This window comes from Vreelandella aquamarina, assembly GCF_900110265.1.
Taxonomy (GTDB): Bacteria; Pseudomonadota; Gammaproteobacteria; order Pseudomonadales; family Halomonadaceae; genus Vreelandella; species Vreelandella aquamarina.
This window is the reverse complement of the sequence record NZ_FODB01000003.1, coordinates 12563-35364: the sequence shown is the minus strand read 5'-3', so window position 1 is coordinate 35364 and position 22802 is coordinate 12563. Positions and strand designations below refer to the sequence as shown.

20 protein-coding genes and 4 tRNA genes are annotated in these 22802 nt (G+C 56.4%); all 24 read left to right on the top strand.

What is annotated here, in order from left to right:
* The first annotated feature begins 38 nt into the window (after positions 1 to 38).
* The 24 genes from BMY49_RS01385 (at position 39) to rpsS (ending at position 22795) form a co-directional block, all read left to right on the top strand.
* Positions 39 to 1022: a biotin--[acetyl-CoA-carboxylase] ligase gene (locus tag BMY49_RS01385; protein WP_044628849.1), complete on the top strand. Its 984-nt coding sequence runs from the start codon at positions 39 to 41 to the stop codon at positions 1020 to 1022.
* Complete coding sequence (locus BMY49_RS01380; RefSeq protein ID WP_054644986.1) at positions 1019 to 1858, top strand: type III pantothenate kinase; 840 nt, start codon at positions 1019 to 1021, stop codon at positions 1856 to 1858. The genes BMY49_RS01385 and BMY49_RS01380 overlap by 4 nt, the downstream gene beginning before the upstream one ends.
* Positions 1859 to 1985: 127 nt before the next feature.
* Positions 1986 to 2069: transfer RNA gene (locus BMY49_RS01375), tRNA-Tyr, on the top strand.
* A gap of 106 nt (positions 2070 to 2175) precedes the next feature.
* A tRNA-Gly gene (locus BMY49_RS01370) sits at positions 2176 to 2249 on the top strand.
* Positions 2250 to 2263: 14 nt separating this feature from the next.
* Positions 2264 to 2338: transfer RNA gene (locus BMY49_RS01365), tRNA-Thr, on the top strand.
* A gap of 149 nt (positions 2339 to 2487) precedes the next feature.
* A tRNA-Trp gene (locus BMY49_RS01360) sits at positions 2488 to 2563 on the top strand.
* A gap of 72 nt (positions 2564 to 2635) precedes the next feature.
* The gene (gene secE / locus BMY49_RS01355) at positions 2636 to 3019 is read left to right on the top strand and encodes a preprotein translocase subunit SecE (RefSeq protein ID WP_044628847.1); all 384 of its coding nucleotides are present in this window, start codon (positions 2636 to 2638) and stop codon (positions 3017 to 3019) included.
* A gap of 8 nt (positions 3020 to 3027) precedes the next feature.
* The gene (gene nusG, locus BMY49_RS01350) at positions 3028 to 3561 is read left to right on the top strand and encodes a transcription termination/antitermination protein NusG (protein WP_062362764.1); all 534 of its coding nucleotides are present in this window, start codon (positions 3028 to 3030) and stop codon (positions 3559 to 3561) included.
* A 122-nt stretch (positions 3562 to 3683) separates the two neighbouring features.
* Entirely contained in the window at positions 3684 to 4115 is a 432-nt protein-coding gene (gene rplK, locus BMY49_RS01345) for a 50S ribosomal protein L11 (protein WP_044628845.1), read from the top strand.
* 2 nt (positions 4116 to 4117) lie between these two features.
* Positions 4118 to 4810, top strand: coding sequence for a 50S ribosomal protein L1 (gene rplA, locus BMY49_RS01340; protein WP_089674588.1), 693 nt, complete (start codon positions 4118 to 4120; stop codon positions 4808 to 4810).
* Positions 4811 to 5109: 299 nt separating this feature from the next.
* Complete coding sequence (gene rplJ / locus BMY49_RS01335) at positions 5110 to 5616, top strand: 50S ribosomal protein L10 (RefSeq protein ID WP_044628843.1); 507 nt, start codon at positions 5110 to 5112, stop codon at positions 5614 to 5616.
* Between the two features lie 112 nt (positions 5617 to 5728).
* Positions 5729 to 6100: a 50S ribosomal protein L7/L12 gene (gene rplL, locus BMY49_RS01330; RefSeq protein ID WP_054640897.1), complete on the top strand. Its 372-nt coding sequence runs from the start codon at positions 5729 to 5731 to the stop codon at positions 6098 to 6100.
* A gap of 361 nt (positions 6101 to 6461) precedes the next feature.
* Entirely contained in the window at positions 6462 to 10538 is a 4077-nt protein-coding gene (rpoB, locus tag BMY49_RS01325) for a DNA-directed RNA polymerase subunit beta (protein ID WP_074211189.1), read from the top strand.
* Between the two features lie 10 nt (positions 10539 to 10548).
* Positions 10549 to 14763, top strand: a complete 4215-nt coding sequence (gene rpoC / locus BMY49_RS01320) for a DNA-directed RNA polymerase subunit beta' (protein ID WP_062373722.1) — start codon at positions 10549 to 10551, stop codon at positions 14761 to 14763.
* Between the two features lie 197 nt (positions 14764 to 14960).
* Positions 14961 to 15335 (top strand): 30S ribosomal protein S12, encoded by a 375-nt coding sequence (gene rpsL, locus BMY49_RS01315; RefSeq protein ID WP_009098973.1) that lies wholly within the window; start codon positions 14961 to 14963, stop codon positions 15333 to 15335.
* A gap of 142 nt (positions 15336 to 15477) precedes the next feature.
* Positions 15478 to 15948, top strand: a complete 471-nt coding sequence (gene rpsG / locus BMY49_RS01310; protein ID WP_016915771.1) for a 30S ribosomal protein S7 — start codon at positions 15478 to 15480, stop codon at positions 15946 to 15948.
* Positions 15949 to 16115: 167 nt separating this feature from the next.
* Positions 16116 to 18239 (top strand): elongation factor G, encoded by a 2124-nt coding sequence (gene fusA / locus BMY49_RS01305; protein WP_062362755.1) that lies wholly within the window; start codon positions 16116 to 16118, stop codon positions 18237 to 18239.
* 29 nt (positions 18240 to 18268) lie between these two features.
* Positions 18269 to 19462 (top strand): elongation factor Tu, encoded by a 1194-nt coding sequence (gene tuf, locus BMY49_RS01300; RefSeq protein WP_044628837.1) that lies wholly within the window; start codon positions 18269 to 18271, stop codon positions 19460 to 19462.
* Positions 19463 to 19622: 160 nt separating this feature from the next.
* Positions 19623 to 19934 (top strand): 30S ribosomal protein S10, encoded by a 312-nt coding sequence (rpsJ, locus tag BMY49_RS01295; RefSeq protein WP_009098983.1) that lies wholly within the window; start codon positions 19623 to 19625, stop codon positions 19932 to 19934.
* A 151-nt stretch (positions 19935 to 20085) separates the two neighbouring features.
* Complete coding sequence (rplC, locus tag BMY49_RS01290) at positions 20086 to 20724, top strand: 50S ribosomal protein L3 (RefSeq protein ID WP_044628835.1); 639 nt, start codon at positions 20086 to 20088, stop codon at positions 20722 to 20724.
* 15 nt (positions 20725 to 20739) lie between these two features.
* The gene (gene rplD, locus BMY49_RS01285; RefSeq protein WP_054640900.1) at positions 20740 to 21345 is read left to right on the top strand and encodes a 50S ribosomal protein L4; all 606 of its coding nucleotides are present in this window, start codon (positions 20740 to 20742) and stop codon (positions 21343 to 21345) included.
* Complete coding sequence (gene rplW, locus BMY49_RS01280; protein WP_009723902.1) at positions 21342 to 21638, top strand: 50S ribosomal protein L23; 297 nt, start codon at positions 21342 to 21344, stop codon at positions 21636 to 21638. The genes rplD and rplW overlap by 4 nt, the downstream gene beginning before the upstream one ends.
* A gap of 17 nt (positions 21639 to 21655) precedes the next feature.
* A complete protein-coding gene (rplB, locus tag BMY49_RS01275) occupies positions 21656 to 22486 on the top strand; it encodes a 50S ribosomal protein L2 (RefSeq protein WP_044628832.1) in 831 nt (276 codons plus the stop codon).
* A 33-nt stretch (positions 22487 to 22519) separates the two neighbouring features.
* Positions 22520 to 22795: a 30S ribosomal protein S19 gene (gene rpsS, locus BMY49_RS01270; protein WP_009098993.1), complete on the top strand. Its 276-nt coding sequence runs from the start codon at positions 22520 to 22522 to the stop codon at positions 22793 to 22795.
* The last annotated feature ends 7 nt before the right edge of the window (positions 22796 to 22802 follow it).

Below are 22802 nucleotides of genomic sequence, written 5' to 3'. Positions count from 1 at the left end.
TCCGTTAAGATAGGCGTTTTCCCAGTTGGGGCAAGCACATGACCATCGGTAACCTGATGCGTTTGTTAAGCGATGGCGAGGTTCATTCCGGTGAACAATTAGGCGAAGCGCTGGGCGTTTCCCGAGCCGCCGTGTGGAAACAGCTAAAAAAATTAGAGGCGCTGGGCGTAGAGCTGGTCGCTGTGAAAGGGCGTGGCTACCGGTTGGCTCACCCGTTAGAGCCGCTGGATGGCGCCAAAATCGTCGAGCGGCTGCCCGCCGATGCCCGCCACCTGCTGGCGCGACTGTTCGTGGAAGATCAGCTTCCTTCAAGCAACGAATACCTGCGCGAGCGCTTCTCTCAAGGGGCAGGGCATGGCGAGGTCTGCTTCGTCGAGCTGCAAACGGCTGGGCGTGGCCGCCGTGGCCGGGTGTGGTCGACGCCCTGGGGGCAGAGCCTCATGGTGTCAATGGGCTGGCGCTTCGAATCAGGTATCAATGCTCTGGAGGGGTTAAGCCTGGCGGTGGGTGTGGTGGTCTCTCAGGTGCTTGAGCAGTATGGCGTATCGCCCAAACTAAAGTGGCCGAACGATGTGCTACTAGCCGAGCAGGGCAGCGAGCTTGGTAAGTTAGCCGGTATTTTGATTGAAGTGACCGGTGATGCGGCAGGCCCTTGTGAAGTAGTGATAGGCATGGGCATGAACCTGTCGCTACCGGATAGCCTGCGGGCCACCATTGACCAGCCGGTGGCGGCGCTGTTTGATGCCAAGGCAGGTATTTCCCGCAACCAGTTGGCTGCCGATATGGTGTCGGGGCTGTTGGGTATGCTGGCGGGCTTTGAAAACAGTGGCTTTGCGCCTTGGCTCGATGCGTGGAATCAGCGCCATGCTTATGCAGGCCTACCCATCCGAGTGATTCAAGGTGAGCGCTCAAGCGATGCTGTGGCGGGAGATGTGGATGAGAGTGGTAACCTGTGGGTTACTGAAAACGGTCACTCGCGACGCCTATCGGGCGGTGAGATCAGCGTACGTAGGCGCCTATGATTTTGGATTTGGATATCGGCAACACGCTGTCGAAATGGCGGCTTAAAGATGCCGAGAGCAGTGAGATCCGCTCGCGAGGTGCCGTGTGGACACGGGAAGAGTGGCGCCCGGGGGCGGATATTCCCGACCTGGATGTCGTCGAAGCCGTGCGGATATCCAGTGTAGCCAGGGCCGCTGTGCTGGATGAGACTGTGACGTTGCTACGCCGTCAGGTGCGTCACGTTTATGTGGCGCGCTCAACGCCAGAAGCGCTCGGCGTGGTCAATGGTTATGAAGAGCCGGGCCGGTTGGGCGTTGACCGCTGGATGGGGGCGCTGGCGGGCTACCAGCTGGCGGGTGGTTGCTGCGCGGTGGATTGCGGTAGCGCCATTACCATTGACTTCGTACTACCTGGCGGTGTGCACCTGGGTGGTTTCATTATTCCCGGCCTGCGGCTCATGAAAGAGAGCCTGAAGCTAGGGACGCGCAACGTCGCCATCGACCCGGAAAGCGAAGCCGATGCATTGCTAGAGCCAGGGCGGCGCACGGTGGATGCGGTGAATCACGGTATCTATATGGCGGCCGTCAGTGCGATTAACCGTATCTATAGCGAAGTGTGTGACCAGCAGGGGGTGGCGCTACCAGTGCTGCTCACCGGTGGTGATGCCAGAGTCGTTTCCCGCGGTGTGCAGGTGCCCCATGCGGTATGGCCCGATATGGTATATGGCGGGCTTGAGGCCAGTTTTCCGCTCACCTTTGCCGAACGGGCGGGCAAGATGTCAGGTGCTCCTCGGGTTCCAGAGCCGGTATCATTAGAAAAAATTCGCGCAGGCCTTGCATTCTCGATGCTGCTTTGACAGAATGCAGCGCGTTCCAGAGCGGAAGCTGCGCTTGAGAAGGCGTTGCATCCAGCAGGCTTTGATAAATAAAGAGTTTGCAGGCTTGACACCGTTTTGGAGGCTGGCATAATGTGCCGCCACAGCTGGAGAGGTTCCCGAGTGGCCAAAGGGAGCAGACTGTAAATCTGCCGCGAAAGCTTCGAAGGTTCGAATCCTTCCCTCTCCACCAGATTGAGCAGGCGTTGAGCTAGTCAGCGTCTGGGAATGAAACGCCGGTAAGCGGGCATTAGCTACTGTTACTCGTGCAGCGGATTGTCATTCTATAGGCAAGTTCGGCGGGCGTAGTTCAATGGTAGAACCTCAGCCTTCCAAGCTGATGGTGCGGGTTCGATTCCCGCCGCCCGCTCCAGTTTGATGTGTTTGGCTCATGTAGCTCAGGGGTAGAGCACACCCTTGGTAAGGGTGAGGTCGACGGTTCAATTCCGTCCATGAGCTCCATATTGCGGAAAAAGCGAGCGATGCTCGCTTTTTTTTTGTCTCTGCCCTCCGGTGGTTTGGGGGTGAAAGTAAGGGTTGTCAGGCGGAGGTTTCTCCGCTATTATGGCGCCCGCTGTTGCGTAGGCGTTTGCTTGCGCGCATGACGATACAGGCCAGTAGCTCAATTGGCAGAGCAGCGGTCTCCAAAACCGCAGGTTGGGGGTTCGATTCCCTCCTGGCCTGCCAGCCTTCCCCAGGTTGGTATGTCTTTTCTAGAATTCCTTTGTCGCTCGCTGCACCCTTAGGAGTCTCGTTTTTATGAAGCCTAGTTCCGTAAAACATGGCGCAGAGGTGCAACGGACGCGCCATGACGGGCTCAAGTGGGCGGCGGTTGTGGCGCTGCTTGTCGTTGCAGTCGTTGGTAATACCTATTTCGCCGATATTGGTCTGCTCTACCGCGTCTTGGGTGTGGTGGTGTTGTGTGCGCTTGCTGGTTTGATCGCCTTAACAACCACAAAAGGTCGCGATTTAGTTGAGCTTGCCATAAGCGCCAAGAAAGAGATTCAGCGCGTTGTATGGCCGACCCGTCCTGAAACCATTCAGACAACCGCCATTGTGCTGGTAGCTGTGCTGGTGGTGGGTCTGATGCTGTGGTTGATCGATACTCTTCTTGGCTGGGCGATGTCCGGCGTCATTGGTTAGGAGCATTCATGTCCAAACGTTGGTACGTCGTCCACGCTTATTCCGGCTTCGAAAAGCATGTCATGCGCTCGCTTATCGAGCGTGTGAAGATGTACGGCATGGAAGATCGCTTTGGCGAGATCCTGGTGCCGACGGAAGAAGTGGTTGAGATGCGTGACGGCAAGCGTCGCAAGAGTGAGCGTAAGTTCTATCCGGGCTACGTGTTAGTCGAGATGGAAATGGATGATGAAACTTGGCACCTGGTGAATGAGACGCCGCGTGTCATGGGGTTCATTGGCGGCACCAAAGAGAAGCCCGCTGCGATTACCTCACGCGAAGCAGAGGCGATCTTGCGTCGTGTCAAAGATGGTACCGACAAGCCGCGTCCCAAGACCATGTTCGAGCCGGGTCAGTCCGTCCGTGTCATCGATGGTCCGTTTGCTGACTTCAACGGTGTCGTTGAAGAGGTGAACTATGACAAGAGCCGCCTGCAGGTCAGCGTGCTGATCTTTGGGCGAGCAACGCCTGTGGAACTCGAATTCTCGCAGGTTGAAAAAGAGTAATCTCAAAATGTTGCAGGCTGGTGTCCTATGCGCGCCAGTCTGGATTCATGTAAAGCAGCCCAGCGCTGCTTTGCGCGTACCGGGGAGCCGTCAGGCGCTATCACCCAACTGGAGTATTTACCATGGCCAAGAAAGTACAGGCTTATATCAAACTGCAGGTTGCTGCAGGTAAAGCCAACCCGAGTCCGCCCGTAGGCCCCGCGCTGGGTCAGCACGGCGTGAATATTATGGAATTCTGTAAGGCGTTCAACGCTGCGACTCAAGAGATTGAGCCGGGCCTGCCGACGCCTGTCGTGATCACTGTCTACTCTGACCGTAGCTTCACGTTCGTCACCAAAACACCGCCGGCCGCCGTTCTGCTCAAGAAAGCAGCCGGCATCAAGTCCGGTTCTGGTGAGCCGAACAAGAAGAAAGTCGGTACCGTGACTCGCGAGCAGCTCGAAGAGATCGCCAAAACCAAAGAGCCGGATATAACGGCGGCTGATCTCGACGCCGCGGTGCGCACCATCGCTGGCAGCGCTCGTAGCATGGGCTTAAACGTGGAGGGTCTCTGATCATGGCTAAATTGTCTAAGCGCGCGAAAGTGATTCGCGAGAAAGTAGACCCGAACAAAGCGTACTCTCTGGAAGAAGCGGTTGCGCTGCTTTCCGAGCTGTCTACCGTTAAGTTCAAAGAGTCTCTGGACGTGGCGATCAACCTTGGCGTTGACCCGCGTAAATCTGACCAGGTTGTGCGTGGCGCCACCGTTATGCCTAACGGTACCGGCAAAGACGTACGCGTAGCCGTCTTCACCCAGGGTGCGAATGCCGACGCTGCTAAAGAAGCCGGTGCTGACATCGTGGGCATGGACGATCTGGCTGAGCAAGTCAAAAAAGGCCAGATGGACTTCGACGTGGTCATTGCTTCTCCGGATGCAATGCGCGTTGTGGGTCAGCTGGGTCAGATTCTTGGTCCGCGTGGCCTGATGCCGAACCCGAAAGTGGGCACCGTAACGCCCGACGTGGCAACTGCGGTCAAGAACGCCAAAGCGGGTCAGGTGCGTTTCCGTACCGACAAAAACGGCATCATCCACACTACCCTGGGTAAAGTGGGTTTTGACGCGGTGTCCGTTCAGGGCAACTTGGAAGCACTGGTAGCTGACCTGAAGAAGCTCAAGCCGAGCTCCTCCAAAGGCGTCTACTTTAAGAAAATTACCCTGTCCACTACCATGGGCCCGGGTTTGACCATCGACCACTCTGCGCTGGTATAAGCGAGTCGTCGGCAGGTTTTAGTAAGTGCCGAGCAAGAACTTTGCGGTCCCTCGCTAGGTAGTTAGTCGAGCGAGGCGCCGTCAAAGACCGCAGGTGCCGCCTTGTCTTTTGAAGATTGGGCGGCTTAATCGCCCTAGAGCGCCTGCGCAGATGGTGTGGCCGCCAGTTGGTTAACGCTTTTCGCAAGCCGCTTTCTGGTGAGCACCATCCCCTAAGGCTTCCAAGGCCAGCAGTATGCCTTGGAAGAGATGGTAACCACCGGAGCCTTGATGGGTTCCGGCACGAAGGAGTGATCACTGTGCCACTAGCACTTGAAGGCAAGAAAGCGATTGTTGCCGAGGTCAGTGAAGCGGCCAAGGGCGCACTCTCCGTCGTAGTTGCCGATTCTCGTGGTGTTACGGTCAGCAAAATGACCGATCTGCGTAAGCAGGCCCGCGAAAACGGTGTAGAGCTTCGTGTTGTTCGTAACACGCTGGCTCGCCGCGCACTCGAAGGCACTCAGTGGGAGTGTCTGAACGAGAGCTTTGTTGGTCCTACTCTGTTGGCTTTCTCTACTGAACACCCGGGCGCTGCTGCTCGTCTGTTCAAAGAGTTCGCTAAAGACGAGAAGAACTTCGAAGTTAAGGCGTTGGCCTACGAAGGTGAGCTGATTCCGGCTGCTGACATCGATCGTCTGGCAACCCTGCCGACTTACGACGAGGCAATTGCCAAGTTGATGTCGGTAATGAAAGAAGCCTCCGCTGGCAAGCTGGTTCGTACTCTGGCCGCCCTGCGCGACCAGAAGCAAGAAGCCGAAGCTGCCTAAGCAGTGTTTCTTGCAGGCGGCGTGAACGATGTGATCGGTACGCTGCCTGAACCAAGCAATGAACCCCGAGTCCTCGGCTGACCGAGACTCCCGCAAAGTTAGGAATGAAACAATGGCACTGTCCAAAGACGATATCATCAATGCTGTAGCCGACATGTCCGTAATGGAAGTTGTTGAGCTGATCGAAGCAATGGAAGAGAAATTCGGCGTTTCTGCAGCGGCAGCCGTTATGGCTGGCCCGGCTGGCGGCGGCGAAGCAGCTGCTGAAGAGCAGACTGAATTTGATCTGGTACTGGCTTCTGCTGGTGACAAGAAAGTTAACGTCATCAAAGCTGTTCGTGAAATCACCGGTCTTGGCCTGAAAGAAGCCAAAGGTGCCGTTGACGGCGCGCCGGCGACCATCAAAGAAGCGATGTCTAAAGACGACGCTGAAGCAGCTAAGAAGAAGCTGGAAGAAGCGGGCGCAACCGTCGAGCTCAAGTAATCCTTGTGCTGATGGCTTTACGCGCTGCGTAAGCTTCCACGGCTGGCGGCGGGCTATCCCGCTGCCGGCCTTTTTCTGTTGTAGTATGCTGCAAGGCAACAGCAGAAGCGCTGCGGTAAAAAGCAGCAAAACAGTAAGACCGTTGTTGTGAAGCGTACGTTGTTGTAACGCGTAAGTTGTGAAGCGCGAGTGATGCTAGCAAGCGACAGCAAAGCGCGAACAGCACTACTGTAACACTGTTATCTATCAAGATTTTTGACGGCGAGCTACCGATTTAGGAGCTTGCTGTCTGCGTCTGAAACGCCCGCGGGGCAGATGACCACGCATCGGTCACCCATGGTGAACAAGCTGGGGAATACAGATGGCTTACTCATATACTGAGAAAAAACGCATCCGCAAGGATTTCGGCAAACTGCCCCAAGTGATGGATGTGCCTTACTTGCTGGCCATCCAGCTTGATTCCTACTACGACTTTCTCCAGCAGGATCGTTCGCCCGACGAGCGCCACGAGGTTGGCCTGCACGCGGCGTTCAAGTCCGTGTTCCCGATCGAGAGCTTCTCCGGCAATGCGGCCCTGGAGTACGTGAGCTACCGTTTCGGTACGCCAGCGTTCGATGTCAAAGAGTGTCAGCTGCGTGGCGTGACCTACTCCGCTCCGCTGCGTGTCAAGGTTCGCTTGATCATCTACGATCGCGACTCTTCGAACAAGGCCATCAAAGACATCAAAGAGCAGGAAGTCTACATGGGGGAGATCCCCCTGATGACCGAGAACGGTACCTTCGTCATCAACGGCACTGAGCGGGTTATCGTTTCTCAGCTCCACCGTTCGCCCGGTGTGTTCTTCGATCACGACAAAGGCAAGAGCCACTCCTCAGGGAAGTTGCTCTACTCTGCTCGCGTGATTCCTTACCGTGGCTCTTGGCTCGACTTCGAGTTCGACCCGAAAGACAACGTCTTCGTGCGTATCGACCGCCGCCGCAAACTGCCGGCCTCGGTACTGATGCGTGCGCTGGGTATGAGCACCGAAGAGATCCTGGCTGAGTTCTTCGAAACCAGCAAATTCCACATCGAGAAGACCGGCTTCTTTGTGGAGCTGGTGCCATCACGCCTGCGCGGTGAAACGGCCACGTTCGACATCAAAGATGGCGAAGGCAGCGTCATCGTCGAAGAGGGTCGCCGGATCACTCAGAAGCACATTCGTCAGCTTGAAAAAGCCGGCCTTGAGCGTCTGGAAGTGCCGATGGAGTATCTGTTCGGCAAAACGCTGGCCAAAGACCAAATCGATACCAAAACCGGTGAGCTGATCTGCCCGTGTAACACGGAAATCACTCCGGAAGTCCTCGAGCGTATGGCGCAGGGCGGTATCACGCATATCGAAACCCTCTACACCAACGACCTCGACTGCGGTTCGTTCATTTCCGACACTCTGAAGCTGGATACCACCGGCTCTCAGCTGGAAGCGTTGGTAGAGATTTACCGCATGATGCGCCCAGGCGAGCCGCCTACCAAAGAGGCTGCCGAGACGCTGTTCCATAACCTGTTCTTCACCGAAGACCGTTACGACCTGTCGGGCGTTGGTCGGATGAAGTTCAACCGCCGTCTGCGCCGTGAAAGTGACACGGGCTCCGGCGTGCTGGATCGCAAAGACATCCTGGATGTGCTGCGTGAGTTGATCAATATCCGTAACGGCTTCGGCGACGTGGACGATATCGATCACCTGGGTAACCGTCGTATTCGCTGCGTGGGCGAAATGGCCGAGAACCAGTTCCGCGTCGGTCTGGTGCGTGTCGAGCGTGCGGTGAAAGAGCGTCTTTCCATGGCGGAAAGCGAAGGCCTGATGCCGCAAGACCTGATCAACGCCAAGCCAGTTGCGGCAGCGGTGAAAGAGTTCTTCGGCTCCAGCCAGCTGTCTCAGTTTATGGACCAGAACAACCCGCTCTCCGAGGTGACCCACAAGCGTCGTGTGTCGGCACTCGGCCCGGGTGGTCTAACCCGTGAGCGTGCAGGCTTCGAAGTGCGCGACGTACACGCCACGCACTATGGCCGCCTGTGCCCGATCGAAACGCCGGAAGGCCCGAACATCGGTCTGATCAACTCGCTGGCAACGTACAGTCATACCAATAGCTACGGCTTCTTGGAAACACCGTACCGCAAAGTGAATGCCGGTCAGGTCACTGACGATATCGTCCACCTGTCAGCGATTGAGGAAGGTGACTTTGTTATCGCCCAGGCGTCTGCGGCGGTTGACGAGTCCGGCAAACTGATTGATGACCTGGTACAGGTACGCCACCGCGGTGAGACCACCTTTATGCGTCCTGAGCAGGTGACGCTGATGGACGTGTCTCCGCGTCAGGTTGTATCTGTCGCAGCGGCCCTGATCCCGTTCCTGGAGCACGATGATGCCAACCGCGCCTTGATGGGGGCGAACATGCAGCGTCAGGCCGTTCCGACCCTGCGTGCCGACAAGCCGCTGGTCGGTACCGGCATGGAGCGTTTCGTTGCCCGTGACTCCGGCGTCTGTGCCGTGGCGCGTCGTGGCGGCGTAATCGACTCCGTCGATGCGCGTCGTGTCGTGGTTCGGGTGAACGAAGATGAAATCATCGGCGGTGAAGCTGGCGTTGATATCTACAACCTGACCAAGTACACCCGTTCCAACCAGAATACCTGTATGAACCAGCGCCCCATCGTGCGTCCTGGTGACAGCGTTGCCCGTGGCGATATTCTGGCCGATGGCCCGTCTGTCGACATGGGCGACCTGGCGCTTGGCCAGAACATGCGCATCGCGTTCATGCCCTGGAACGGCTACAACTTCGAGGACTCCATCCTGCTCTCTGAGCGTGTGGTTCAAGAAGACCGTTTCACCACCATCCACATCCAGGAACTGACCTGCGTGTCTCGCGACACCAAGTTAGGGCCGGAAGAGATTACCTCTGATATTCCCAATGTCGGTGAATCCGCACTGGGTAAACTGGACGAGGCGGGCGTTGTGTACATCGGCGCTGAAGTTGGCCCCGGTGACATTCTGGTCGGTAAGGTAACACCGAAAGGTGAAACCCAGCTGACGCCAGAAGAGAAGCTGCTGCGTGCCATCTTCGGTGAGAAAGCGTCTGACGTTAAAGATACTTCCCTGCGTGCCCCGACCGGCATGAAAGGTACGGTTATCGACGTTCAGGTGTTTACTCGTGACGGCGTTGAGAAAGACTCCCGTGCGCTCTCCATCGAGCAGATGCAGCTGGACGAAGTGCGCAAGGATCTTCAGGAAACCTACCGTATTGCCGAAGACGCAACCTTTGAGCGTCTGAAGCGTACGCTGGATGGCCAAGCGGTTAATGGCGGCCCGAACCTGAAGAAAGGCGACGTGCTGAGCGAGGCGTACCTGGACGAACTGCCGCGTCAGCAGTGGTTCAAACTGCGCATGCAGGATGAAGCCTACAACGAGCTACTGGCCCAGGCCGACGAACAGCTTGAGAACCGCCGTAAAGAGATGGACGAGCGTTTCGAAGATAAGAAGCGCAAGCTGACCCAGGGCGACGACCTCGCACCGGGCGTGCTGAAAATCGTCAAAGTCTATATGGCGGTCAAGCGTCGCATTCAGCCCGGTGACAAGATGGCCGGTCGTCACGGTAACAAAGGTGTTATCTCCGCGATCATGCCCATCGAAGACATGCCGTTCGACGAGAAGGGCGAGCCGGTGGACGTGGTGCTGAACCCGCTGGGCGTACCGTCGCGTATGAACGTTGGTCAGATCCTGGAAACTCACCTGGGTATGGCGGCACGTGGTCTCGGGGTCAAGATTGACGCCATGCTGCGCGACGCCCGCGGTCAGCAGGTTGCTGAAATTCGCGACTTCCTGGGTCAGGTGTATAACACGCCCGGTACCCGCGTTGAGGATATCGACTCGCTGACCGATGACGAAGTCATCGCGCTGGCGAAGAACCTAAAGGGCGGTGTGCCGATGGCCACGCCGGTGTTCGACGGTGCCAAAGAGCACGAAATCAAGCACCTGCTGAAGCTGGCGGACATTCCGGAGTCGGGCCAAATGACGCTGTACGATGGTCGTACCGGCGATGCGTTTGACCGTCCGGTGACCGTTGGCTACATGTACATGCTGAAGCTCAACCACCTGGTAGACGATAAGATGCACGCGCGTTCTACCGGTTCTTACTCGCTTGTTACGCAGCAGCCGCTGGGTGGTAAGGCGCAGTTCGGTGGTCAGCGCTTTGGTGAGATGGAAGTGTGGGCGCTGGAAGCCTATGGCGCCGCGTACACGCTGCAAGAGATGCTCACCGTCAAGTCGGACGACGTCGAAGGCCGCACCAAGATGTACAAGAACATCGTGGATGGCGACCACACCATGCAGGCAGGCATGCCGGAATCCTTCAACGTACTCGTGAAGGAAATCCGCTCGCTGGGCATCGATATCGAGTTAGAGAGCTAGGAGCCGTCCCATGAAAGATTTGGTGAAAGTACTCAAATCGCAATCTCAGTCCGATGAGTTTGACGCGATCAAGATTACCCTGGCGTCGCCGGACATGATTCGCTCCTGGTCCTTCGGCGAGGTGAAGAAGCCTGAGACCATCAACTACCGTACCTTTAAACCGGAACGGGATGGTCTGTTCTGTGCCAAGATTTTCGGCCCGGTTAAAGACTACGAGTGCTTGTGCGGCAAATATAAGCGCATGAAGCACCGCGGCATTATCTGTGAGAAGTGTGGTGTCGAAGTGACCAAGGCGGCCGTGCGCCGTGAACGCATGGGTCACATCGAGCTGGCATCGCCGGTGGCTCACATTTGGTTTTTGAAATCCCTGCCGTCACGTATCGGCATGTTCCTCGATATGACCCTGCGTGATATCGAGCGCGTGCTGTACTTCGAAAGCTTTGTGGTCATCGATCCCGGCATGACCACGCTGGAGCGTGGTCAGCTGCTCAACGACGAGCAGTATTTCGAAGCGCTGGAAGAGTTCGGTGACGACTTCGATGCCCGTATGGGTGCCGAAGCGGTTCAGGAGCTGCTGAAAGATATCGATCTGGAAGAAGAGATCAATACGCTGCGTGAAGAGATTCCGCAGACCAACTCTGAAACCAAGATCAAGAAACTGTCGAAGCGCTTGAAGCTGCTGGAAGCGTTCTACCACTCCGGCAATGCGCCGGCGTGGATGGTCATGGAAGTGCTGCCCGTGCTGCCGCCGGATCTGCGTCCGTTGGTACCGCTGGACGGCGGCCGCTTTGCGACCTCCGATCTTAACGACCTTTACCGTCGTGTGATCAACCGCAACAACCGTCTGAAGCGACTGCTGGATCTTAACGCACCGGATATTATCGTGCGTAACGAGAAGCGGATGCTCCAGGAAGCGGTCGACGCGCTGCTGGATAACGGCCGCCGTGGTCGTGCGATTACCGGCTCTAACAAGCGCCCGCTGAAATCGCTTGCCGATATGATCAAAGGTAAGCAGGGTCGTTTCCGTCAGAACCTGCTGGGTAAGCGCGTAGACTACTCAGGCCGTTCGGTCATTACCGTGGGCCCGACCCTGCGTCTGCACCAGTGTGGTCTGCCGAAGAAAATGGCGCTTGAGCTGTTCAAGCCGTTCATCTACTCCAAGCTGCAGTCGCTGGGCCATGCATCCACGATTAAAGCCGCGAAAAAGATGGTTGAGCGCGAGCTGCCGGAAGTGTGGGACATCCTGGCCGACGTTATCCGCGAACACCCGGTACTGCTTAACCGCGCGCCGACGCTGCACCGTTTGGGCATCCAGGCGTTTGAGCCACTGCTGATCGAAGGTAAGGCGATCCAGCTGCACCCGCTGGTGTGTGCGGCTTACAACGCCGACTTTGACGGTGACCAGATGGCGGTCCACGTACCGCTGACCCTGGAAGCACAGCTCGAAGCCCGTGCGCTGATGATGGCGACCAACAACGTGCTGTCGCCGGCCAACGGCGAGCCGATCATCGTACCGTCGCAAGACGTTGTTCTGGGTCTGTACTACATGACCCGTGAAAAGATCAACGCCAAGGGTGAAGGCATGGTGTTCTCCGACCTCAATGAGGTAGAGCGCGCCTTCGGCACACAGTCCGTGTCGCTGCATGCCCGCGTCAAGGTGCGTCTGGACGAAGTGGACGTCGACGAAGAGACTGGCGAGCGCTCCGAGCACCGCCGTCTTTACGACACCACCGTCGGTCGTGCGCTGTTGTTCCGCATTCTGCCGGAAGGCGTACCGTTCGCGCTGATCGATCAGCCGATGAAGAAGAAGGCGATCTCCAGCCTGATCAACGAGGTGTATCGTCGTGCGGGCCTCAAGCCCACGGTTATCTTCGCTGACCAGCTGATGTACACCGGCTTCCGTCTGGCGACCTGGTCCGGTGCCTCGATCGGTGTTAACGACTTCGTTATCCCCGATGCCAAGACCGAGATCGTTGATGCCGCTGAAGCAGAAGTCAAAGAGATCGAAGACCAGTTCTCCTCTGGCCTGGTAACCGCAGGCGAGAAGTACAACAAGGTCATCGATATCTGGTCCAAGGCGAATGATAAAGTCGCCAAGGCGATGATGGTCGGCATCTCGAAAGAGACGGTTGTTGATCGTGACGGCAATGAAGTCGAGCAGGACTCCTTCAACAGTGTCTTCATCATGGCCGACTCCGGTGCCCGTGGTTCTGCGGCACAGATTCGCCAGCTGGCGGGTATGCGTGGCCTGATGGCCAAGCCGGATGGCTCGATCATTGAAACGCCGATCGTGGCGAACTTCCGTGAAGGTCTGAACGTACTTCAGTACTTCATCTCGACCCACGGCGCACGTAAAGGTCTGGCGGATACGGCCCTGAAAACGGCCAACTCCGGTTACCTGACTCGTCGTCTGGTAGACGTTGCTCAGGACTTGGTGATTACCGAGACCGACTGTGGCACCGAAAACGGCCTGACGCTGCACCCGATCATCGAGGGTGGCGACATCATCGTACCGCTGTCTCAGCGCGTACTGGGTCGTGTTGTGGCCATTGATGTTGTCGATCCGAGTACCGAAGAAGTACTGATTCCGCGTAATACGCTGCTCGACGAGAAGTGGTGTGCCTCGCTGGACACCATGGGCGTGGACGAAATCGTCGTACGCTCCACCATCACCTGTGATACGGCTCACGGCGTGTGTTCCGCCTGTTACGGACGTGACCTTGCCCGTGGCCACCAGGTCAACATCGGTGAGTCTGTAGGTGTCATCGCCGCACAGTCGATCGGTGAGCCGGGTACCCAGCTGACCATGCGTACGTTCCACATCGGTGGTGCAGCATCGCGTTCGTCTGCGGTCGACAGCGTTCAGGTCAAGCACGGCGGTAAAGTGCGCCTGCATAACATCAAGCACGTTGAACGTGCCGACGGCAAGCTGGTCGTGGTCTCTCGTTCGAGCGCCTTGGCGGTTGCCGACGATCACGGTCGTGAGCGTGAGTACTACAAGCTGCCCTATGGTGCTGAACTCTCCGTACGTGACGGCGACGTGGTTGATGCCGGTGCGGTAGTGGCTAAGTGGGATCCGCACACGCACCCGATCATTGCGGAAGTAGAAGGTAAGGCGCAGTTCATCGATCTCGACGAGGGTGTCACCATGCACCGCAGCGTCGATGAAATGACCGGTCTGTCGTCCATCGAAGTGATCGAGTCGGCCGCACGCCCAATGGCGGGTCGTGACAAGCGCCCGATGGTGATGCTGAAAGATGCCGCTGGTGAGTATGTATCCGTGTCCGGTTCCAATACGCCGGTTCAGTACCTGCTGCCGGGTAACTCCATCATCTCGGTGGACGACGGTGCGACCATCGGTGTAGGTGAGGTCGTTGCGCGTATACCGGTCGAGGCGTCGGGTAACAAGGACATCACCGGTGGTCTGCCCCGCGTGGCTGACTTGTTCGAAGCGCGTAAACCCAAAGAGCCTGCCATTTTGGCGGAAATCAGCGGTGTGGTGAGCTTCGGTAAAGAGACCAAAGGTAAGCGTCGTTTGACGATTACGCCTGAGTCTGGCGATCCGTTCGAGGCGCTGATCCCGAAATGGCGTCAAATCGCCGTGTTCGAAGGCGAGACGGTCGAGAAGGGTGAGGTGATCTCCGATGGCCCAAGCAACCCGCACGATATCCTGCGTCTGCTGGGTGTCGCGGAGCTGGCCAAGTACATCACCGCCGAAGTACAGGACGTTTATCGTCTACAGGGCGTAGGCATCAACGACAAGCACATCGAAGTCATCGTGCGTCAGATGCTGCGCAAGGTGGAGATCACCGATTCCGGCGACTCTGACTTCATTACCGGCGACCAGGCGGAACTGGTGCGCGTACTGGAGCAGAACGAGCGCCTGGAGAAAGAAGGCAAGTTCCCGGCCAAGTATCAACGTTTGCTGCTGGGTATCACCAAGGCCAGCTTGGCCACCGAATCGTTCATTTCGGCGGCGTCGTTCCAGGAAACGACCCGCGTACTGACCGAAGCAGCGGTAACCGGCAAGCGCGACTACCTGCGCGGCCTGAAAGAAAACGTGGTAGTTGGACGTCTGATTCCGGCAGGTACCGGTCTGACTCACCACGCAGAGCGTCGTCGCAAGCGCGAAGACGTAGAGCGTCTGTTCAACCCCTCGGCTACCGAGGTTGAGCAGGAGCTGGGTGCTCAGTTGACCGCCCTGGATTCAGACGACGATCTGTAACCCAGGACAGGCCACGAGCAGCCAAGAGCGGCTGACCCTGAATGGCAGGAACCTGGCGGTAAACCACCGCCAGGGCTTGACGCCAGGCAGGGGCAGCCTTTAGAATGCGCAGCCTTTAACAGTGGGGTGGGTGCGCCCGCATCCGCTGCTTGTATTTGTTAATAGGCCAAGGCAACCATTGGAGTCAGCTAAACACCATGGCAACGATTAATCAGCTAGTGCGCAAGCCGCGCAAGCGCCCCGTCACCAAGAGTGACGTGCCTGCGCTTCAGGCATGCCCGCAAAAGCGCGGCGTTTGTACGCGCGTTTACACCACCACCCCCAAGAAGCCGAACTCGGCCCTGCGTAAGGTTTGCCGTGTGCGCCTGACCAACGGTTTCGAAGTCTCTTCTTACATCGGTGGTGAAGGTCACAACCTCCAGGAGCACTCTGTTGTTCTGATTCGCGGCGGTCGTGTAAAGGATTTGCCAGGTGTGCGTTATCACACCGTTCGTGGCGCCCTTGACACCTCTGGCGTACAGAACCGTAAGCAGGGTCGTTCTAAGTACGGTACCAAGCGTCCGAAGTCCTAAGGCGTCTTGTTGCAGCGTCTTAAGACGCTGGCGTTGTTACCTTAATACGAATATGACGGTCTGATAAGAGTAAGGTCGGGCGGCGCCAAGAGCGCAAGCAGGTTCCGAGTTTACCTGAAGGATCCTTAATTGAGGGCTTATCATGCCTAGAAGAAGAGTTGTAGCTAAACGCGAAATCCTGCCGGATCCCAAGTTCGGAAGTGAGCGTCTGGCGAAGTTCATGAACCACCTGATGGTCAGCGGCAAGAAGTCCGTAGCTGAGCGCATCGTCTATGGTGCGTTGGACAAGGTTGCCGAGCGTAGTAAAGAAGAGCCGCTGGAAATCTTCGACAAGGCGCTGGAAACCATCCAGCCGATGGTCGAAGTAAAGTCGCGCCGCGTGGGTGGTGCTACTTATCAGGTGCCGGTTGAAGTTCGTCCGTCACGTCGCCAAGCGCTGGCTATGCGCTGGCTGGTAGACGCTGCGCGTCGTCGCGGTGAAAAAACGATGGTACAGCGTCTGGCAGGTGAAATGCTGGATGCCGCTGAAGGCAAAGGCTCGGCTGTTAAGAAGCGTGAAGATGTGCACCGTATGGCAGAAGCCAACAAGGCCTTCTCTCACTATCGTTTCTAAACTCGGCGTTTCTGAGTTTGTGTTTGATTTTGTTGGTTGTGCTGCGCTAAAGAGTTTTTTCGCCATGCTGCAACACACTGCCGCTACCTTTGAGGGTGGCGGCGGTGGGATAAGCAAAATGAACACTGCTGAATTAACGGGCATTGCCAACTAACGGGAGCTTCACCGTGGCACGCAAAACACCGCTTAATCGCTATCGCAACTTGGGTATTGTTGCCCACGTTGATGCAGGTAAGACAACCACGACAGAACGTGTTTTGTTTTACACTGGCGTAAACCACAAGCTGGGCGAAACCCATGAAGGTGCTTCGACTACTGACTGGATGGAGCAAGAGCAGGAGCGTGGTATTACTATCACCTCGGCTGCTGTTACTACCTTCTGGAAAGGTATGAATCACCAGTTTGATGAGCACCGCATTAATATCATCGACACCCCTGGGCACGTTGACTTCACTGTCGAAGTTGAGCGTTCTTTGCGTGTTCTTGATGGTGCTGTGGTTGTACTGTGCGGTTCTTCCGGCGTTCAGCCGCAGACCGAAACCGTATGGCGCCAGGCTAATAAATATGAAGTTCCGCGTATGGTCTTCGTCAATAAGATGGACCGTACCGGTGCAGACTTCTTCATGGTTGTTGACCAGTTGAAGGAGCGCTTAGGTGCTAACGCTGTGCCAATCCAGATTAACTGGGGTACAGAGGAAGACTTTAAAGGCGTTATCGACCTGATCGAGATGAAGGCTATCCTCTGGAATGAGGCAGACTTAGGCACTTCGTATGAGCTTGTCGATATTCCTGCTGAGCTACAAGAGACTGCCGAAAAATATCGCGAGCAAATGGTCGAAGCCGCAGCTGAAGGCTCTGATGAATTGATGGATAAGTACCTCGAAGGTGAGGAGCTGACCATTGAAGAAATCAAAGCAGGCCTTCGTGCGCGCACACTGGCTAGCGAAATCGTTCTAGTGACCTGTGGTTCTGCCTTTAAGAATAAGGGTGTTCAAGCAGTCCTGGATGCGGTTGTTGAGTATCTGCCCTCGCCGACAGAAGTTAAAGCAATCGAAGGTGAGCTGGACGACAAAGACGGCACCATCGCGACTCGTGAAGCAGACGATAGCGCTCCGTTCGCTGCACTAGCGTTCAAGATCGCCACCGACCCCTTCGTTGGTACGCTGACCTTCATTCGCGTCTACTCAGGCGTTCTGAAATCTGGTGATGGTGTTTATAACTCCGTTAAGCAGAAGAAAGAGCGTGTTGGTCGTATCGTTCAGATGCACGCCAACTCTCGCGAAGAGATCAAAGAAGTACTCGCAGGCGACATCGCTGCTTGTATCGGTCTGAAGGACGTCACTACAGGTGATACCCTGTGTGATATCGATCACAAGATCGTGCTTGAGCGCATGGAGTTCCCGGATCCGGTTATCTCTGTTGCCGTAGAGCCTAAGTCGAAAGCTGACCAGGAAAAAATGGGTGTTGCGCTGGGTAAATTGGCCCAGGAAGATCCTTCCTTCCAGGTGAAGACCGACGAAGAGACCGGCCAGACCATCATCTCGGGTATGGGCGAGCTGCACCTGGATATCATCGTTGACCGTATGCGTCGCGAGTTCAAGGTAGAAGCGAACATCGGTAAGCCGCAGGTTGCCTACCGTGAAACGATTCGTGGCAGCGTCGAGCAGGAAGGTAAATTCGTACGTCAGTCCGGTGGTCGTGGTCAGTACGGTCACGTGTGGCTGCGTATCGAGCCGCTGACTGCAGAAGAGAAGGGTGAAGGCGAAGAAGAGATCTTCTTCAAGTTCAACTCTGAGATCGTAGGTGGTGTGGTTCCGAAGGAATACGTACCTGCGGTTGAGAAAGGTGCTTTCGAGCAGCTGCAAAATGGTGTCATCGCGGGTTACCCGATGATCGACGTCAAAGTCACGCTGTTTGATGGTTCCTACCATGACGTGGACTCTAACGAGACTGCGTTCAAGATTGCTTCTTCTATGGCAGTGAAAGAAGGTGCCAGGAAGGCCAAGGCCGTGCTGCTGGAGCCGGTGATGAAGGTCGAAGTCGTGACCCCCGAAGAGTTTATGGGTGACGTCATGGGCGACCTGAACCGTCGTCGCGGCCTGGTGCAGGGCATGGATGACTCTTCCTCTGGTAAAGTCATTCGTGCAACGGTGCCACTGGGTGAGATGTTCGGTTATGCAACCGATCTGCGCTCACAGACCCAGGGCCGTGCGAGCTACTCTATGGAGTTCGCGAAGTACGAGGAGGCGCCCTCCAGCGTCGTTGAAGCCGTCATCAACCAAAACGGTTAACCGTTAGCTAACGTAAAGAGGTTATAGCAGTGGCTAAGGAAAAATTTGAACGTTCCAAACCGCACGTCAACGTCGGCACCATCGGTCACGTCGACCACGGTAAAACGACTCTGACAGCGGCCCTGACCCGCGTGTCTGCTGAGGTTTTCGGCGGCGACTGGCGTGAATTCGATACCATCGATAACGCTCCGGAAGAGCGTGAGCGTGGTATCACCATCGCGACATCTCACGTTGAATACCAGTCTGAAGTGCGTCACTACGCACACGTTGACTGCCCGGGACACGCTGACTACGTCAAGAACATGATCACCGGTGCTGCCCAGATGGACGGCGCGATCCTGGTATGTTCTGCCGCTGACGGCCCCATGCCGCAGACGCGTGAGCACATCCTGCTGTCTCGTCAGGTTGGCGTTCCGTACATCGTTGTGTTCCTGAACAAAGCGGACATGGTCGATGACGAAGAGCTGCTCGAGCTGGTCGAAATGGAAGTTCGTGAACTTCTGTCCGAGTACGACTTCCCGGGTGACGACACGCCGATCATCACTGGTTCTGCGCTGATGGCGCTGAACGGTGAAGACGAGAACGGCATGGGTACTACTGCGGTAGCTAACCTAATCAAAGCTCTGGATGACTACATCCCTGAGCCGGAGCGTGCGATCGACCAGCCGTTCCTGATGCCGATCGAAGACGTATTCTCTATCTCTGGCCGTGGTACCGTTGTTACCGGTCGTGTAGAGCGCGGTATCGTTAAAGCTGGTGAAGAAGTGGAAATCGTGGGTATCCGCGACACCACCAAAACCACCGTTACTGGCGTAGAAATGTTCCGTAAGCTGCTCGACGAAGGTCGTGCAGGTGAGAACGTTGGTGCTCTGCTGCGTGGTACTAAGCGTGATGACGTTGAGCGTGGTCAGGTACTGGCGAAGCCGGGCACCATCAACCCGCACACTGTCTTCGAAGCCGAAGTCTACGTACTGTCCAAAGAAGAAGGTGGTCGTCACACGCCTTTCTTCAAAGGCTACCGTCCCCAGTTCTACTTCCGTACCACTGACGTAACAGGTACTTGTGAACTGCCGGAAGGCGTTGAAATGGTAATGCCGGGCGACAACGTTAAGATGGTTGTTACCCTGATTGCTCCAATCGCTATGGACGAAGGTCTGCGCTTCGCAATCCGCGAAGGTGGTCGTACCGTTGGTGCTGGCGTTGTTGCAAAAATCGTCAAGTAAACTTGCTTGATGATTGATCAAGAGGGGCTCTTGCGAGCCCCTTTTTCTGCGCACCAATAGCAAATGTTTGACATGGGCTTTTGGCGTGCCTATAATGCGCATCCTTTGAATGCGTGGGTAGACGGCTCGCGCCGTCGACATCCATTGGAGTTTAGGGCAAATGCAGAACCAAAAGATTCGCATTCGGTTGAAGGCGTTCGACCATCGCCTGATTGATCAGTCCACAGCGGAGATCGTTGAAACCGCTAAGCGTACTGGTGCTCAGGTTCGTGGGCCGATTCCGCTGCCGACCAACCGCGAGCGCTATACCATTCTGATTTCACCGCACGTCAACAAAGATGCGCGTGATCAGTATGAGATTCGTACTCACAAGCGTGTGCTCGACATCGTTGAGCCGACCGAGAAAACTGTTGATGCGCTGATGAAGCTCGATCTCGCCGCTGGCGTAGACGTGCAAATCAAGCTCGACTAATACACTAGACACTTCGCGGCCCAGCGCTCACCGTTTTTAGTATGTGAGCAGCAGCCGCCGCGCCGTGAGGCGCCACACAATGTGCTAGTGGAATGCTCTGGAAAGGGCAGCCATAGCGGGTGATAGCCCCGTACACTATAGGAGACTGAGTATGACTATCGGTTTAGTCGGTAAAAAGGCCGGGATGACCCGTGTCTTTACCGAAGATGGCGCATCCGTGCCCGTGACCGTTATTGAAGTTGATCCTAACCGTGTAACGCGCGTTAAGACCATTGAGTCTGACGGCTACGCAGCGGTTCAGGTGACTACAGGTTCTCGTAAAGCCAAGCACCTCACCAAAGCGCAAGCTGGACAGTTTGCCAAGGCGGGTGTTGAGGCTGGTCGTTCACTGATGGAATTCCGTCTTGCAGAAGGCGAAGAAGCTCCTGAAGTGGGTGGCGAACTCACCGTATCCCTCTTCGAAGCTGGTCAAATGATCGACGTGACCGGCACCTCTAAGGGTAAAGGCTTCCAGGGTGCTGTTAAGCGCTGGAACTTCCGTACCCAAGACAACAGCCATGGTAACTCCCTGTCGCATCGCGCGCCGGGTTCTATCGGCATGTGTCAGACACCTGGCCGCGTATTCAAAGGCAAGAAAATGGCCGGTCAAATGGGTAACACCCGTTGCACCGTACAGAGCCTTGAGATCGTCCGTGTCGACGCCGAGCGTAACCTGCTGCTGATCAAAGGCGCAGTACCGGGTGCTACCGGTAGCGACGTTATCGTTCGCAGCGCCGTGAAAGCTGGCTGAAGGGGATAATTACCAATGAATCTGAATCTTGCTGCAGGCACGGGTACCGTTGAAGTAGCCGACGCCACTTTTGGCAAAGAATTCAACGAAGCGCTGGTGCACCAGGTCGTTACCGCCTACTTGGCTGGTGGCCGTCAGGGTACGCGCGCTCAAAAGAACCGTTCCGACGTACGTGGTGGTGGTAAGAAGCCGTGGCGTCAGAAGGGTACCGGTCGTGCACGTGCCGGTACTATCCGCTCTCCGCTGTGGCGCAGCGGCGGTGTGACTTTCGCGGCGCGTCCACAGGACTACACCCAGAAAGTTAACCGCAAAATGTACCGCGCGGCGATGCGTTCCATCCTGTCTGAGCTGGTACGTCAAGAGCGTTTAGTCGCTATTGAAGAGTTCAGCGTAGAAGCGCCGAAGACCAAGCAGGTAGCTGCCAAGCTGAAAGAGCTCAACCTTGAGAAAGTGTTGATCGTCACTGAAGAAGTTGACGAAACGCTCTATCTGGCCGCACGCAACCTTCCCCACGTCGATGTGGTGGATGTCGCTGCAGCTGATCCGGTGAGCCTGGTTGCCTTTGATAAGGTCCTGGTCACCGTCTCCGCCCTGCGTAAATTCGAGGAGAAGCTGGCATGAACCAGGAACGCGTATTCAAGGTTCTGCTTGGACCGCACGTGACCGAAAAGGCCGCGATGGCAGCCGAGCGCAACCAGTACGTTTTCAAGGTGGCAAGCGATGCTACCAAGCCCGAGATCAAGAAAGCCGTTGAAGCACTGTTCGGCAAGAAGGTCGGCAGCGTTCAGGTGCTGAACGTTAAGGGTAAAACAAAGCGTACTGCTCACGGCGTTGGCCTGCGTAAGGGTTACCGCAAAGCGTATGTGACCCTGGCTGCGGGTGAAACGCTCGAAGACTTCTCTGGCGCCGAATAAGGGCAGGAGTACGGATAATGGCAATCGTCAAGACCAAACCCACATCCGCCGGTCGTCGCCACGTCGTCAAGATCGTTGGTGAGGAGCTGTACAAGGGCCGTGCTTATGCACCGCTTTTGGAAAAACAGTCCAAGTCCGGTGGCCGTAACAACTACGGTCGCATCACCACCCGCCACGTGGGCGGTGGTCACCGTCATCACTATCGGTTGATCGACTTCAAACGCACCAAAGATGGCATTCCTGCTACTGTTGAGCGTCTGGAGCACGACCCGAACCGCAGTGCGCACATTGCGCTGCTGAAGTATGCCGATGGCGAGCGTCGTTACATCATTGCACCGAAAGGTGTCAGCGCGGGTGACGTGCTGGAATCTGGTGTTAACGCGCCCATCAAGAAAGGCAATGCCTTGCCTCTGCGTAACATCCCGCTGGGTTCTACCGTTCACGGTATCGAACTGAAGCCGGGTAAAGGCGCGCAGATTGCTCGCAGTGCCGGTACTAGCGCTCAGCTGGTTGCTCGTGAAGGTAATTACGCCACCCTGCGTCTTCGCTCTGGCGAAATGCGCAAGGTTTTGGCTGAATGCCGCGCAACCTTGGGTGAAGTGAGCAACTCCGAGCACAGCCTGCGTCAACTTGGCAAGGCCGGTGCGAAGCGCTGGAGAGGTGTGCGTCCGACTGTTCGCGGTGTCGCGATGAACCCGGTGGATCACCCGCACGGTGGTGGTGAAGGCCGCACCAGTGGTGGTCGTCACCCGGTATCCCCATGGGGCGTGCCGACTAAGGGTCACAAGACGCGTAAGAACAAGCGCACCGACAAGCTGATCGTTCGTCGTCGTAATAAGACACGTTGATCTAAATTGCCAAGACATTAAGAGGTAACGGCTGTGCCACGTTCACTAAAGAAAGGTCCCTTCATTGACCTTCATCTTTTGAAGAAGGTAGAGGCTGCAGTGGAGAAGAACGACCGTAAACCGATCAAGACTTGGTCGCGTCGTTCGATGATCCTGCCAAACATGGTAGGCCTCACAATCGCTGTCCATAACGGTCGCCAACACGTCCCGGTGCATGTCTCCGAGGAAATGGTTGGTCACAAGCTGGGCGAATTCGCTGCTACTCGCACTTATCGCGGGCATGCGGCGGACAAGAAAGCCAAACGGTAAGCCAGAG